The 14,152-nt window shown below is 37.8% G+C and carries 14 protein-coding genes, 1 tRNA gene and 1 rRNA gene; 14 read left to right on the forward strand and 2 right to left on the reverse strand.

Annotation, left to right across the window (positions count from 1 at the left end; translation table 11 throughout):
- Positions 1 to 251 precede the first annotated feature (251 nt).
- From rrf to tsaD, 7 genes are all read left to right on the forward strand, one after another.
- Positions 252 to 367, forward strand: a 5S ribosomal RNA gene (gene rrf / locus B1B04_RS22600).
- A 551-nt stretch (positions 368 to 918) separates the two neighbouring features.
- Positions 919 to 994, forward strand: a tRNA-Asp gene (locus tag B1B04_RS22605).
- Between the two features lie 378 nt (positions 995 to 1,372).
- Positions 1,373 to 1,708, forward strand: coding sequence for a hypothetical protein (locus tag B1B04_RS22610; RefSeq protein WP_079563606.1), 336 nt, complete (start codon positions 1,373 to 1,375; stop codon positions 1,706 to 1,708).
- A 469-nt stretch (positions 1,709 to 2,177) separates the two neighbouring features.
- Positions 2,178 to 2,627: a tRNA (adenosine(37)-N6)-threonylcarbamoyltransferase complex ATPase subunit type 1 TsaE gene (gene tsaE / locus B1B04_RS22615; protein ID WP_079563654.1), complete on the forward strand. Its 450-nt coding sequence runs from the start codon at positions 2,178 to 2,180 to the stop codon at positions 2,625 to 2,627.
- Positions 2,624 to 3,331, forward strand: coding sequence for a tRNA (adenosine(37)-N6)-threonylcarbamoyltransferase complex dimerization subunit type 1 TsaB (gene tsaB / locus B1B04_RS22620; RefSeq protein ID WP_079563607.1), 708 nt, complete (start codon positions 2,624 to 2,626; stop codon positions 3,329 to 3,331). The genes tsaE and tsaB overlap by 4 nt, the downstream gene beginning before the upstream one ends.
- A complete protein-coding gene (gene rimI, locus B1B04_RS22625; RefSeq protein WP_079563608.1) occupies positions 3,324 to 3,776 on the forward strand; it encodes a ribosomal protein S18-alanine N-acetyltransferase in 453 nt (150 codons plus the stop codon). The genes tsaB and rimI overlap by 8 nt, the downstream gene beginning before the upstream one ends.
- Complete coding sequence (gene tsaD / locus B1B04_RS22630; RefSeq protein ID WP_079563609.1) at positions 3,773 to 4,792, forward strand: tRNA (adenosine(37)-N6)-threonylcarbamoyltransferase complex transferase subunit TsaD; 1,020 nt, start codon at positions 3,773 to 3,775, stop codon at positions 4,790 to 4,792. Before rimI ends, tsaD begins: the two co-directional genes overlap by 4 nt.
- Before the next feature lie 472 nt (positions 4,793 to 5,264).
- Here tsaD and B1B04_RS22635 read toward each other — a convergent pair whose 3' ends face one another.
- Positions 5,265 to 7,208, reverse strand: coding sequence for an ABC-F family ATP-binding cassette domain-containing protein (locus B1B04_RS22635; protein ID WP_079563610.1), 1,944 nt, complete (start codon positions 7,206 to 7,208; stop codon positions 5,265 to 5,267).
- Between the two features lie 225 nt (positions 7,209 to 7,433).
- Between B1B04_RS22635 and B1B04_RS22640 the strand changes: the two genes are divergently transcribed.
- The 3 genes from B1B04_RS22640 (at position 7,434) to tatC (ending at position 9,325) form a co-directional block, all read left to right on the forward strand.
- A complete protein-coding gene (locus tag B1B04_RS22640) occupies positions 7,434 to 8,069 on the forward strand; it encodes a redox-sensing transcriptional repressor Rex (protein WP_079563611.1) in 636 nt (211 codons plus the stop codon).
- A 231-nt stretch (positions 8,070 to 8,300) separates the two neighbouring features.
- On the forward strand, positions 8,301 to 8,486 hold the full coding sequence (locus B1B04_RS22645; protein ID WP_010857065.1) for a twin-arginine translocase TatA/TatE family subunit: 186 nt from the start codon (positions 8,301 to 8,303) through the stop codon (positions 8,484 to 8,486).
- A 17-nt stretch (positions 8,487 to 8,503) separates the two neighbouring features.
- Entirely contained in the window at positions 8,504 to 9,325 is an 822-nt protein-coding gene (gene tatC / locus B1B04_RS22650; RefSeq protein WP_079563612.1) for a twin-arginine translocase subunit TatC, read from the forward strand.
- Positions 9,326 to 9,427: 102 nt separating this feature from the next.
- Here tatC and B1B04_RS22655 read toward each other — a convergent pair whose 3' ends face one another.
- Positions 9,428 to 10,192: a CPBP family intramembrane glutamic endopeptidase gene (locus B1B04_RS22655; protein ID WP_079563613.1), complete on the reverse strand. Its 765-nt coding sequence runs from the start codon at positions 10,190 to 10,192 to the stop codon at positions 9,428 to 9,430.
- Between the two features lie 172 nt (positions 10,193 to 10,364).
- Between B1B04_RS22655 and groES the strand changes: the two genes are divergently transcribed.
- The 4 genes from groES to B1B04_RS22675 all read left to right on the forward strand — a co-directional run bounded on the left by groES (position 10,365) and on the right by B1B04_RS22675 (position 14,072).
- On the forward strand, positions 10,365 to 10,649 hold the full coding sequence (groES, locus tag B1B04_RS22660; protein WP_079563614.1) for a co-chaperone GroES: 285 nt from the start codon (positions 10,365 to 10,367) through the stop codon (positions 10,647 to 10,649).
- Positions 10,650 to 10,996: 347 nt separating this feature from the next.
- Complete coding sequence (groL, locus tag B1B04_RS22665; RefSeq protein ID WP_079563615.1) at positions 10,997 to 12,628, forward strand: chaperonin GroEL; 1,632 nt, start codon at positions 10,997 to 10,999, stop codon at positions 12,626 to 12,628.
- A 377-nt stretch (positions 12,629 to 13,005) separates the two neighbouring features.
- The gene (locus B1B04_RS22670; protein WP_240518376.1) at positions 13,006 to 13,329 is read left to right on the forward strand and encodes a site-specific integrase; all 324 of its coding nucleotides are present in this window, start codon (positions 13,006 to 13,008) and stop codon (positions 13,327 to 13,329) included.
- A gap of 200 nt (positions 13,330 to 13,529) precedes the next feature.
- Complete coding sequence (locus B1B04_RS22675) at positions 13,530 to 14,072, forward strand: DUF6241 domain-containing protein (protein WP_079563617.1); 543 nt, start codon at positions 13,530 to 13,532, stop codon at positions 14,070 to 14,072.
- The last annotated feature ends 80 nt before the right edge of the window (positions 14,073 to 14,152 follow it).

The following is a 14,152-nucleotide window of genomic DNA, read 5'->3' on the forward strand; positions in this document are numbered from 1 at the left end:
TCAAGGGTTTCAAGATACGAGTAGTTCGAGGAAGCGATGGAGAGAGGGAAGGAGCGTACTCAAGTACGTGACTGACTGAACGACTGAAGCTGACGAAGAAATGCGACTTATATTGAAAGCCGAAGAGAGCTTCAAGACACAAGTAGTACAAGGAAGCAAACGAGTGAATGAGGGAGCGTACCTCTGTACGTGACCGATTGAACGAGAGAAGCTGACGCAGTAATACGCCGTGTATTGGAGGTCGACAATAGTCTAGTGATGATGGCAAAGAGGTCACACCCGTTCCCATACCGAACACGGAAGTTAAGCTCTTTAGCGCCGATGGTAGTTGGGGGCTTCCCCCTGTGAGAGTAGGACGTCGCTAGGCAATATAAACAGTCAGCTGTGTGCTGGCTGTTTTTTTATTATAGACAAGAAGCTAAAGCTGTTGACGATAAAACAATTAAAGAGCAGCTACAAGACTAGTGTTTTGTAGTTGCTCTTTTTATATTTACCTTCTTTCTTTTTTCAGCAAGAGTGTTTTCGTAGCGAAAGTGAAACATTAATTACAAATGTCTTTTGTATCGTAAGCATAGCGTCAGATACAAAACTTTCCTACCTCTACGGTGTGAGGAATGCGAAGTTAAGCTGCTTTTCAGGGGGGCCAAACGCCCGTTGAAATAGAAAAGCTAAGGCTAAAAACGCCACGCCCTGTGGCATTACCGAAATGACCGATATCGTGTCGACCTTCATGTTGTGCTGCCGCTTCGCTTTCACGCAAAAATCTGCAGGCATAAGCCAAAGTCAAATCCAATCTTACGTCGACATAATAGATTTGCAAAGTCGATACGAAAAAGATAGAGAATATAAAAATAAAAATATATAAAAAAGTATTGCATACTTCAATTACATATGATATATTTATAAATGTCTTAAAGAGGTCCCGTGGTGTAGCGGTTAACATGCCTGCCTGTCACGCAGGAGATCGCCGGTTCGATCCCGGTCGGGACCGCCATTATAATTGATAATATAGTTCTTATGATGCTTTTAAATCATAAGAACTTTTTTTATTGTTATTATAAGGAAATTAGTGGATATGTATAATTTCTAAAAATATTATTTCTTTTATTCAATCCAATTTAAGATGGAGGTGAATACCTCGAACCCCTGCATAAAACAGACTAGAAAAGACCCTATAGTGCCCGTGTTAACAAACAAGTCAGTAGACAGGATGTAGCTTTTGTAGAGACCTTACCATTACGTTTCACTACAGTTGATGAAGAGTGATAGAAATAAAGAGCTAGGTAATAAATCTAACAAATAGGGCATTAACTATAAAAAAGACGATGATATTATCGATTTCTCTCGTGTGAAAAAGATTTGGAGGTGTTACATGAGAAATTATTATTACATAAAACGTCTTAATATAAGCTTGCTCATATGTGCTGCTGTAATACTAGTAGGCTGTGGAGATTCTATCTTAGATATTGAGGAATCCAATGCGTACCACTGGCAAAAAAATATGAATGAAGCGGAATTTGAAAAAATAAAAGAAGGTATGACATATATGGAGGTAGTAAAAATTGCAGGGGGAGCAGGAGAAACATTGAAAAAAGATCAATACCGCTGGAATGATGAAATACTTATGACAAAAGCTTATAATGTACAATTTAAAGATGATAAATTGGTTAAAAAAGAGATTAGTGAGATAAAGGGTAAAAAAAAATAAGCACTTCTTTTTATAAGGATGTTGTCTCTTCATTTTGCACATGTTGTAGTAGCGATAGCGATAATTACTCCAAGGCATAATTGTTTTAGGCTTTTGATGAATGCTTTCTTGCATAAGTTGTATAGTAGTGACGTTGAAATGATCTCGTTTTTCTCTAGCAATCTACATGAATAGGTTTGCCTTGTATAAAAACTAGGCAAACCTACCCTCATGCCAAAGCACAAAGCTGATTCCGGACGCAATTATGCCGAGGCATAATTGATTAGTAGTTTCAAGTTATCGACTCATCCCATGATGAGCATCACTTTTGTTAATTCGATATACAGTAATTTATATTCTTTTTGTCGACAAGCTGCAACAATTACGCCAAGGTGTAATTGTTTTTTTTAAAATCCATTGGATGCTTTGAACATTTACGCTTGTTTCGGTAAACTAGAAGTAATGGAGCTAGGAGAGGAAAAAAGAGATGATGTATGAAAAAATAATGAATTCACTTGATGATACTGAGCAGTTTGCGCTGAAGCTAGCAAGCGTACTAGAAGCCCAGGATACAATTACATTAGAGGGTGATTTGGGCGCTGGCAAGACGACATTTACGAAAGCATTAGCGAAGGGGCTTGGCGTGAAGAGAACAGTCAATAGCCCGACATTTACGATTGTAAAGCAATATGAAGGGCGGTTACCATTTAATCATTTAGATGTTTATCGTTTAGCAGAAAGCGATGAAGACCTTGGATGGGACGAGTTATTTTATGGTGATGCGGTGTCAGTTGTCGAGTGGGCTCATTTGATTGAACAGGATTTACCACAGGAGCGCCTTGCAATAGAAATTTACCGAATGGGAGAAAATCAACGACGATTTGTATTAACACCTCTGGGAAAGCGATATGAGGCATTATGTGAGGAGCTAATGAAATGATTTGGTTAGGGATTGAAACAGCGAATGCACCACTTTCTATTGCTGTAATACGGGATGGTAAAGTGGTCGCAGAGATTGTACAAAATATAAAATTAACGCATTCGGCAGGTGCTATGCCAGCCATTGAAGAAGTGCTAGCAAACGCTGGTATAAAGCCAAGCGAGTTGGATGCGATTGCTGTATCAGAAGGGCCTGGTTCTTATACAGGTGTACGAATAGGCGTGACGCTTGCAAAAACATTAGCATGGACATTGAAAAAGCCTTTAGTTGGAGTATCTAGCTTAAAGTCATTAGCCGCAAATGCAGCACTATATGATGGGTTTATTTGTCCTATTTTTGATGCGCGAAGAGGCAATGTTTATACGGCCGTTTATAAAGGGCGTGAGCTTGAAACAATTATAGATGATTATCACGATCATATTGATGGCCTGTTAGAGCGTTTACAGGCTTTAGAGGCACCGATTTTATTTGTTGGAGTAGATGTAGATGTGTTTTGGCATAAAATCGTAGAGGTGCTAGGTGACTATGCTCAACGTATACCATTTAGTCATGACTTGCCAAGAGCAAGTGAAACAGTTCGATTAGCGACGAAAGTGGAGCTACCAAGTGTGGATGCTGTTCATCATTTTGTCCCGCAATACAAACGTATTGCAGAGGCGGAGGCGAATTGGCTGAAGGAACAAAAGGAGAAGGCACATGAGTAGTAATGTAATATTTCGTAAAATGGTATCTGAAGATGTCCCAGTAGTGTATGAAATTGAGCTTGCTACATTTACTACACCATGGACGTTAGACTCTTTTTATTATGAAGTGCATGAAAATCAGTATGCACATTATGTGCTAGCTATAGATGAATATAATAACATTATCGGTTTTTGTGGAATGTGGATGGTAATAGACGCAGCGCAAATTACGAACGTAGCCGTTATAGATGCTGCTCGCGGTCGCGGAATTGGTGAAGGGTTAATGCGAGAGGCAATGCGTATTGCGAAAGACCATAGTATGGAAGTCATGAGTTTAGAGGTACGAGTGACAAATACAGTTGCTCAAAATCTTTATCGAAAGCTTGATTTCCAAGACGGTGGCATACGTAAAGGCTATTATACAGATAACGGGGAGGATGCCCTTGTCATGTGGGTGAATTTATGATGGAAGATCGAATTATATTAGCAATAGAATCGAGCTGTGATGAAACAGCAGCAGCGATTATTCGAAATGGCTCTGAAATTGTTTCAAATGTGGTTGCATCTCAAATAGAAAGTCATAAACGATTTGGTGGGGTTGTACCTGAAATTGCATCTCGTCATCATGTTGAGCAAATTACAGTGGTTATTGAAGAAGCATTAGCGCAGGCAAATATGAAGCCAACTGATTTAGACGCTGTGGCAGTTACTGAAGGTCCTGGTCTTGTAGGTGCATTGTTAATTGGGATTAATGCCGCGAAGGCTTTTGCATTTGCCAATGATTTACCGATAATCGGTGTGCATCATATAGCTGGACATATATATGCTAACGCACTTATACAGCCGATGGAATTCCCATTATTAGCACTAGTTGTATCAGGTGGCCATACAGAGCTAGTTTATATGAAAGAACATGGCTCTTTTGAAGTCATTGGTGAGACGAGAGATGATGCAGCTGGTGAAGCTTATGATAAGGTTGCACGTGTTTTAGGCTTACCATACCCAGGTGGTCCACGTATTGACAAACTAGCACACGAGGGAGATGAGGCTGTAACCTTCCCACGAGTGTGGTTAGAGGAAGGTTCTTATGATTTTAGCTTTAGCGGTTTAAAGTCAGCAGTTATTAATTATAAGCATAATATGGATCAGCGTGGAGAAGAGATTTCTCCGACTGCCGTAGCCAAAGGATTTCAGGATAGCGTAGTTGAAGTGTTAACAGCTAAAACATTACGGGCAGCACGTGAATATAAAGTGAAACAAGTTATTGCAGCTGGAGGTGTAGCGGCAAATAAAGGCTTACGTACATCACTTGAGTCAGTATTTGCGGAAGAAGGTATCCCGTTGTATGTACCGCCATTAAAGCTGTGTACAGATAATGCTGCTATGATAGGGGCAGCAGCAACACCTATGTTTGAAATGAATATTCGAGGCAATTTATCAATGAACGGTCGTCCTGGATTGGAGTTAAAATCCTGGGTATAAATTCTTTCAGAAAGAGGTGTTTTAGATTTAATTCTAAAACACCTCTTTTTTGCTTTTGTGAAAAAAATGTTGAGAAAACAGTGGACATAAGAAAATATAAATCTGATTAGTTGACAAATTTTTCAGAAAATTATCCACAGGCAAGGCGAAAATAAAAGAGCGAACATCCGTACTTATGCACAAAATGTTGATAACTTGTGCATAACTTGTGATTATTCAATATATAGTAGCCTGTTTTGCACAGAATCATGTGAATAAAATATTTTTGAATTGTGGACAATGTGGAAAAGTCTGTTGATATGTTGGTATTACTAGATTTATAGTGTGTATAAAGTTGTGGGCATTTTTTGTCGAAAAATAGCACTTGACCAATATATATGAAAAATGAAGACGAGTAAAGTAAAAAGCCATGCGACAAGGCACATGGCTTTACAATACTCCCAATGTAAAGAAAGAAGTTCGGTAGGGGATGTTATAAGGTAATATTTTCAAGTTCTTCACTTAGCTCCAGCCATTCCATTTCAAATAATTCGTACTGTTCTTTAGAAGTGGATAATTCATCCTGGAGTTGTGGAATTTTTTCGTGGTCTGTGAAAATCTCAGGATCGCAAAGAGCTTCCTCTAAGCGAGCTATTTCAAGATTTTCTTGTTGCATTTTCTCTTCTAGTTCCTCAAGCGTGCGTCTAATTTGACGCTCTCGTTTTTTAGCCTCTTTATCAATTTTAGAAGTAGAGATCTTCTCAGGTACATCAGCTTGCGCTTGCGGCTGAGCAGCAGCCTTCATTTGGGCGATTTCTAGTAGCTCTTGTTTTTTCTCAAGATAATAATCATAGTCACCTAAGTACTCAAAGGAACCATCACCAGACAGTTCGATTACTTTAGTAGCGATTCGATTGATAAAATATCGGTCATGCGATACGAATAAGAGCGTTCCAGGATAATCAATAAGTGCGTTTTCCAGTATCTCTTTACTATCTAAGTCTAAGTGATTGGTAGGCTCATCAAGAATTAAGAAATTTGCCTTTTGCATCATCAACTTAGCTAATGCAAGTCTGGCTTTTTCTCCACCAGATAAAGACGACACGGTTTTATCTACATCAACTCCACTGAATAAGAAGCGGCCTAGCGCTGTGCGAATATCTTTTTCATTCATTAAAGGCCATTCATCCCATAGCTCTTTTAGAACACTTTTATTGCTCGATAGCTTTGCCTGCTCTTGATCATAATAACCAATCTGAACATTTGTACCATAGCGAATCTCTCCAGTGAATGGTAGCAAATCTTTGACAATGGTTTTTAATAAAGTGGATTTACCAACACCATTGGGTCCAACAAGTGCAATGCGGTCTTCTCGGAAAGTGCGTAGTGTGATGCCGCTTGATATTTTCTTATCACCATAACCTATCGTTAAGTCATCGATAGATAATACATCGTTACCACTTTGGCGTTCAATTGTAAAACCGAAGCTTGCTGACTTTTCATCACCTTCGGGAGAGTCCATCCATTCTGTTCGTTCGAGCATTTTACGACGACTTTGTGCCATTTTAGTAGTAGAAGCACGAGCAATATTTTTTTGAATAAATTCCTCTAGCTTGGCCTTTTCATCTTGCTGACGTTCATATAGCTTCAAATCACGCTCATAATTTTTCGCTTTCTCATCTAAATAGGCACTATAATTGCCTGTATATTTTGTGACGCGATGACGAGATACTTCGTAGACAATGGAAACAACCTGGTCTAAGAAGTAGCGGTCATGGGAAACAATTAGAATAGCCCCTTCATAACCCTTTAAATATGATTCTAACCAAGAGAGGGTTTCAATATCTAAATGGTTAGTAGGTTCATCAAGGATTAATAGGTCAGGTTTACTTAAAAGAAGCTTAGCAAGTGCTAACCGCGTCCGTTGTCCCCCTGATAGTGAGCTAATTGACTTTTGGTAATCCTCAGGATAAAACTGCATACCATGAAGCACAGAACGTGTATCCGATTCATATTGATAGCCACCCGCATCCTTAAAATTATGTTGTAAATGATCGTATTCAGACATTATTTTTGCATATAAAGTAGGATTTTCATAAACAGCTGGGTCGGCCATTTGTTGTTCTAATGATCGTAGCGTTTGTTCTTGGGCAATAAGCGGCTCAAAAATTGTCATCATTTCATCCCAAATCGACAATGTTGAGTTTAAACCAGCATGCTGCTCTAAGTATCCAATTTGTATACCTTTCGGGATAATAATATCGCCAGAGTCATATGACATTTGACCAGCAATAATTTTAAGTAAAGTGGATTTACCAGCACCGTTACGACCTACTAATGCAACTCGGTCACGATGTTGAACTTCTAATTTTACGCCACTTAAAATTTCATCTGCAAGGAAGGATTTATATAGTTGATTGACCTGTAAAACAATCATTCATGACACCTCAATTCTTCCTTAGTGTAATGGATGAGCGATTGGCTTGCAATGTCGATGCTTTACTTATTCCAAGCTGTCATGTAAGATTGAAACGATTTCCCTTTATTTAGTGGCGTAAAAGCGCCATTAACTAAAGGAAAATCCTCCAGTGAATATTATAAATTTAGAAATATAAAGCCTGTATCATAAATAGAATTTGATACATTTTAAGGAGGAAAAAGTTTGAAACAAGAATTGAAAATTCCACAAGCCACTACGAAAAGACTTCCTCTTTACTATCGTTTTATCCAAAACTTTGCACAAGAAGGCATGGAACGCATTTCGTCGAAGGAACTAAGTGAAGCGATGAAAATTGATTCTGCAACTATTCGCCGAGATTTTTCTTATTTTGGTGCTCTTGGGAAAAAGGGATATGGCTATGATGTGCAGCATCTCTTACAATTTTTTAGCCAAACGCTCGATCAACATGAAGCGACTAAAGTTGCGTTAATTGGTGTAGGGAATTTAGGTAGTGCTTTATTAAAATATAATTTTCAAAAAAACCACAATACTCATATCGTTGTTGCATTTGACTCGAAGGCCCCAAAAGAAGGGAAAATGATTAGCAATATTCCTGTTTTTCACCCTGACTTATTGGAAGAAAAATATGCGGAATATGGAGCGGAGCTTGCAATTTTAACAGTTTCACCACGCTCTGCACAGAAAATGGCTGATAGATTAGCAGTGATGAACGCAAAAGGAATTTTGAACTTTACGCCAGAGCGTATTACAGTACCAGATAAAATGCAACTTTTAACAATCGATTTGTCGGTAGAGTTGCAGGCGCTTATTTATTTAATTCGTAATCAGGAAGAGTGATCATTGTACATAATTTAACTTCTTTCAGCGGGTGTACAAACGCCCATTGAAAGAAGTTAAAGCCTTAGGGCGTAATTAGACCGAGGTATAATTGATAGCATAGCTCACAGTTTCTGTTCAATAGAAGTATGTATAAAATTGAGAGAATGACGAAAAACTTTCACATATAATTAGTTAGCAAAATGGCTAAATATGCGTTAAAATGATGGATATAAAGAGGAGGTGGCTTTAATGGGTGGTATTGGTCCTATGAGCCTCATTATTATCGGAATTGTCGCATTACTAATTTTTGGTCCTAAGAAGTTACCAGAGCTTGGTAAAGCATTTGGTTCAACATTACGTGAATTCAAAAATGCTACTAAAGGTTTAGCCGACGAAGATGATGATGACAAGAAAAAGAAAGAATTAGATAAGTAAGTTAGGATGTTTGTGGAATGAATCCAAGAGATCTAACTGTCATTGAACATATAGAAGAATTAAGAAAACGGCTTTTCATTGTTGCCGTTTTCTTTGTTCTAGCTATGGCTGGCGGCTTCTTTGTTGCAAAGCCACTTGTTAAATACCTTCAAAGTACTGGAGCGAATTACAATATAGAGCTCCATGCATTTGATGTAGTAACACCACTTGCAATTTATATCCAAGTAGTTTTTTTAATAGCATTTATCCTATCCTCACCGGTATTGATGTATCAATTGTGGGCTTTTATTAGCCCGGGATTAAGGGACGTAGAACGAAAAGCAACTTTAAGCTATATACCGTATTCATTTTTATTGTTTTTAGCAGGGCTGTCTTTTTCGTATTTTTTACTATTTCCTTATGTCATAAAGTTTATGATGAATTTATCAAACGATTTAGAAATTCAACAAACAATTGGTATACATGAATATTTTTCGTTTTTATTTAAGCTTACAATACCTTTTGGTTTCCTTTTCCAATTACCGATTGTAGTCTTGTTCTTTTCACGTATTGGGATTTTATCTCCTGAGTTACTAATTCGTATTCGTAAGTATTCATACTTTGGTTTATTTGTATGTGCTGCACTAATCGCGCCACCTGAATTAGCTTCGCACTTAATGGTTTCAGTACCGTTGTTTGTTCTTTATGAAATTAGCATTATGATTTCTCGTATTGGTTATAAGAAATACTTAAAATCAGAGGAAATGCGAATGAAGGAAGAACAAGAAGCTGAGCAAAAACGTCAGATAGAAGAGGCACTTGAACAGCAGAGACGTCAAATCGAAGAATTGAATCAATAATAATAGAAGCTCGATGCTAATTAGTAGCATCGAGCTTTTTCGTCGTGATAGATACAGTTAAATTTAACTTCTTTCAGCGGGTGTCCAAACACCCGCTGATTTTTATTGCATTTTTTCTAGTTCTTGAAGAAACTTTTGCAATGGTTCTGCATACAATTGTACAAGTGTCACAAAACCGTTCAGCATGACATGGGCGATAATGGACGTCCAAATGCGTTTTGTTTTGTGATATAAGAAGGCAAAGATCAATCCGCAAATTGTATAAAGCAAGATATGTGAGAAGTCCATATGAATAAGGGCAAAGAAAATGGCGCTTACTATACCGGCTATCCAGAAATTAGTTGTTTGGACAAGCGATCCAAAAATAACACGACGGAAGACGAACTCTTCTAATATTGGTCCAAAAACAACTATCGCTAATATCGCAATAGGAGCACCTTTTGCAATAGCTACAATATCAGCTGTGTTTTGCGATCCACCTTGGATACCGAATATGGCCATTTCGATCGCTGCGCCAATCATTTGGCCAAAGAAAACTAAGAAGAAACCAATAATTCCCCACATAATTGACAGTGGTATCGTTTCTTTCTTCCCTTTATAAATATCCCAAAACGCTTTATCGCGAGATGTTAGGATTAAGCTTAGAATTAACGCAGTGGCAAAGCTAAGTGCAATATACCAACCTTGCGTAAGAGGAGCAGCTTGCTCGCTAGGCAAACCAGTTGTACTCATAATAAGCTTGTGAAACGGCTTTGCTAGCAATATCCCTGATAGATGCATGACGATATAAATCACTAAAACATAAAGGGCTGTTTTTTTATGCTTACTTATTTTTGTAGAATTGTTCACAGTCAAAATCCTTTCCATTCATTATGTTACCTTTCTATTGTAGAGGAATATGGAAAGAAAACAAAATTTTTCGAAGTTCTGACTTGCAAAAAAAAGTGTGATTGATTATCATAATAATTGTGTTAGCACTCGTATGGGTAGAGTGCTAATAGAGTTAATCTTATAATTAATTAATAGGAGGTTGTTTCACTTGTTAAGACCACTAGGAGATCGTATTGTAATCGAACTAATCGAGGTAGAAGAAAAATCTGCATTCGGTATTGTACTGCCAGACTCTGCAAAAGAAAAGCCACAAGAAGGTAAAATTGTAGCAGTTGGGACAGGTCGTATATTAGAGAACGGACAACGTGTAGAGCTTGACGTTAAAGTTGACGACCGCATTATTTTCTCTAAATACTCTGGTACAGAAGTTAAATATGAAGGTAATGAATACCTAATTTTACGCGAAAGCGATATTCTTGCGATTATTGAATAAATTAATACTTTTAAAGATTCATCACCAAAAGTTGTGGATGACATTTTTTAAAACGTCTACTATGTATAAATAGGTTGATTGGAGTGGAGGCTGGGCGACTCCTTGGGGATCAATGACTCATCGGACGCCCCCAGGAAGCTTTACTCTGTGCGAAAGCGAAGCGTCAGCAACAAAGCGCCCAGTCGGAACGGAAATCAACCACACGTTTTGGTGAGAATTCCTTTTAAAGTAAATACCGCTAGTGATTGTCACAAAAAACATATTAGTGACAATGACAGTATGGCGAAATTTTTATAAATATATTGATGAAGCTTAACGAATATTCCATTCCAGGAGGGTAAATTCAAATGGCAAAAGATATTAAATTCTCAGAAGAAGCACGTGCATTAATGCTACAAGGTGTAGATAAATTAGCAAACGCAGTAAAAATTACTCTAGGGCCAAAAGGTCGTAACGTAGTTTTAGAAAAAAAATTCGGTTCACCACTTATTACAAATGATGGTGTAACAATTGCAAAAGAAATCGAGCTAGAAAATCCATACGAAAACATGGGTGCAAAATTAGTAGCGGAAGTTGCTTCTAAAACGAACGAAATCGCTGGTGACGGTACAACAACTGCAACAGTATTAGCTCAAGCAATTATTCGTGAAGGCTTAAAAAACGTAACAGCTGGTGCAAATCCTGTAGGCATTCGTAAAGGGATTGACAAAGCAGTTGCAGCAGCACTTACAGAATTAAACGCTATTTCTCGTCCAGTAAGCAACAAAGAGGAAATCGCACAAGTTGCGGCCATCTCTGCTGCTGATGATGAAGTAGGGCAATTAATTGCAGAAGCAATGGAACGTGTGGGTAACGACGGTGTTATTACAATTGAAGAATCTAAAGGCTTCACAACTGAGCTTGATGTAGTAGAAGGTATGCAATTCGACCGTGGATATGCATCACACTACATGGTAACAGATACAGATAAAATGGAAGCTGTATTGGATAATCCATACATTTTAATTACTGATAAAAAAATTACAAACATCCAAGAAGTATTACCATTATTAGAACAAGTGGTACAACAAGGTCGTCCACTGTTAATCATTGCTGAAGATGTTGAAGGTGAAGCTCTTGCAACACTTGTAGTGAACAAGCTTCGTGGTACATTCAATGCTGTAGCGGTTAAAGCTCCAGGATTCGGTGACCGTCGTAAAGCAATGCTTGAAGATATCGCAATTTTAACAGGTGGTCAAGTAATTACAGAAGAATTAGGCTTAGACCTTAAATCAGCTGATATTACATCACTTGGTCGCGCCGCAAAAGTGGTTGTGACAAAAGATAATACAACAATCGTAGAAGGTGTTGGCGGTGCAGATGCAATCGAAGGCCGTATTGGTCAAATCCGTGCTCAGCTTGCTGAAACAACTTCAGAATTCGATAAAGAAAAATTACAAGAACGCCTTGCAAAATTAGCAGGTGGTGTAGCAGTAATCAAAGTTGGTGCTGCAACAGAAACAGAACTAAAAGAACGCAAACTTCGCATTGAAGACGCTCTAAACTCAACTCGTGCAGCAGTTGAAGAAGGTATTGTATCAGGTGGTGGTACTGCACTTCTTAACGTATATGCAGCAGTTGAAAAAGTTGCGGATGCAGAAGAAGGCGACGTAGCAACAGGTGTGAAAATTGTTCTACGTGCTTTAGAAGAGCCAGTACGTCAAATCGCAAACAACGCAGGTCTTGAAGGCTCAATTATTGTGGATCGTCTAAAACGTGAAGCAATTGGTGTAGGTTTCAACGCTGCGACAGGCGAATGGGTAAACATGATCGAAGCGGGCGTAGTAGACCCAGCGAAAGTAACTCGCTCAGCTCTACAAAACGCAGCATCTGTAGCGGCTCTATTCTTAACAACAGAAGCAGTAGTAGCAGATATTCCAGAACCAGCATCAGCAATGCCAGATATGTCTGGTATGGGCGGCATGCCAGGAATGATGTAAGGGTTTTTCTCCTTCATCTTGTGAAATAGTTACTACTATTTTTCAACCAATTTGTGAAGCAGTTATGTAAATAATTAATTTCAATAACAAAAACCACTTCTCGGTAAACAAGAGGAGTGGTTTTTTTGTTGCTTAAATTTGCATATCAAGACTTTTTAGATGATAGGAAATTTAAAAACACGAGCAAAGCAAATATTCAAAACTACAAAACGCTTTTAGGCAAATTCATTGATTATTGCACTTAGAACCAAGTAATAAATGTTGAGGATATTACTTATAATCATGTCCGACAACATTTGATGGTTTGCCAAGAAAAAGGTGATAAACCAAGCACAATTAATACCAAAATTTTGAGAATACGAGCGTTCTTGAATTACATGATTGAATGTGAAGTCATTGCGAAAAATCCTGCACATAAGGTCAAAATGCAAAAACAGGATACTAAAGTTGAAGTTTTTACGGACGAACAGATTAAACAAATGCTCAATTTCTATAGACGTATCAAAAGACGTGAGAAAACATACATGGCATATCGTGACTACTTAATCATTGTGTTGATTCTTGGCACAGTTATTAGGAGAGGTGAAATTTGTAATTTGCAATGGAGCGATGTTGATTTCGCAAATAGGTCAATATCAATCTTTGGGAAAACAAGAAGGAAAGAAACGATGCCGATTACGGACAAGTTGGCGAAATTCTAACGAAACGTTATGTACCTAGCAAAATGCTAGCCACCCACGATTTTGGCTTGATGTGTTTATTAAACACTTCGGAACAGGTGCTCTCTAAAACGGTAAGTACCTATTGTACCTCGTTTCAATCTTCTGTTATTATTAAACAAATTACATAAAATAAACCAAAATTTCATACTGAATACAAATTATAAGTGAGGTTTAATAATATGCAGAGAAAAACAAAATCGGTTATCGTCATTATTGTAATAATGGCCATTTTTGGTGGGATTTTTGGTTACATCAAATTCACTGAACAAATGGAGAAACCTGTTCCTGAAAAAGAAAAAGCAACTGTTGAACATAATGGAGTAATTCTTGAAAGTAAAACTGTTACAAAAGAAGAGTTGCTTTATCCTGACAACTTAATAGAAAACAAAGTGAACGAAGCCATTCACAGCATGTCTCACCAAAAGGTTGAAGCTAAAGTAAAATGGGGTCATGAACAAATAACACAAGAAAAAGTTGACCGATTGTTGGAAATTTCCCAAAAAAGCAATTATAAATATAAAGAACTTTATATTTCAATATTGGAAAGATGGTCGGAAGGTGATTTTTCAAACGCCGTTGACGAACACAATTCCATATGGCAACTTCAAGGTGGCGATGAATCAAGAAATTCAGGGAAAGCAATTCGTTTGCTATCGCCCGAGGAAGAAGCACAGTATGTAGAACACAATTTAAAATATGATTTATATGATGGCACTCATTAATGAGAGAAATTTTCTATTTGTACGCCATTTACCAGTCTGTTATCATAATTAATTACTAAAAATCCACCAAATTACTACGT

Origin of the sequence: Lysinibacillus sp. KCTC 33748 (assembly GCF_002237755.1) — a bacterium.
GTDB lineage: Bacteria > Bacillota > Bacilli > Bacillales_A > Planococcaceae > Lysinibacillus.

Coding starts and splice junctions, on each gene's coding strand:
- B1B04_RS22610 (WP_079563606.1), top strand. CDS start 1,373: ATGAGAAATTATTATTACATAAAACGTCTTAATATAAGCTTGCTCATA.
- tsaE (WP_079563654.1), top strand. CDS start 2,178: ATGTATGAAAAAATAATGAATTCACTTGATGATACTGAGCAGTTTGCG.
- tsaB (WP_079563607.1), top strand. CDS start 2,624: ATGATTTGGTTAGGGATTGAAACAGCGAATGCACCACTTTCTATTGCT.
- rimI (WP_079563608.1), top strand. CDS start 3,324: ATGAGTAGTAATGTAATATTTCGTAAAATGGTATCTGAAGATGTCCCA.
- tsaD (WP_079563609.1), top strand. CDS start 3,773: ATGATGGAAGATCGAATTATATTAGCAATAGAATCGAGCTGTGATGAA.
- B1B04_RS22635 (WP_079563610.1), bottom strand. CDS start 7,208: ATGATTGTTTTACAGGTCAATCAACTATATAAATCCTTCCTTGCAGAT.
- B1B04_RS22645 (WP_010857065.1), top strand. CDS start 8,301: ATGGGTGGTATTGGTCCTATGAGCCTCATTATTATCGGAATTGTCGCA.
- tatC (WP_079563612.1), top strand. CDS start 8,504: ATGAATCCAAGAGATCTAACTGTCATTGAACATATAGAAGAATTAAGA.
- B1B04_RS22655 (WP_079563613.1), bottom strand. CDS start 10,192: ATGGAAAGGATTTTGACTGTGAACAATTCTACAAAAATAAGTAAGCAT.
- groL (WP_079563615.1), top strand. CDS start 10,997: ATGGCAAAAGATATTAAATTCTCAGAAGAAGCACGTGCATTAATGCTA.
- B1B04_RS22670 (WP_240518376.1), top strand. CDS start 13,006: ATGATTGAATGTGAAGTCATTGCGAAAAATCCTGCACATAAGGTCAAA.
- B1B04_RS22675 (WP_079563617.1), top strand. CDS start 13,530: ATGCAGAGAAAAACAAAATCGGTTATCGTCATTATTGTAATAATGGCC.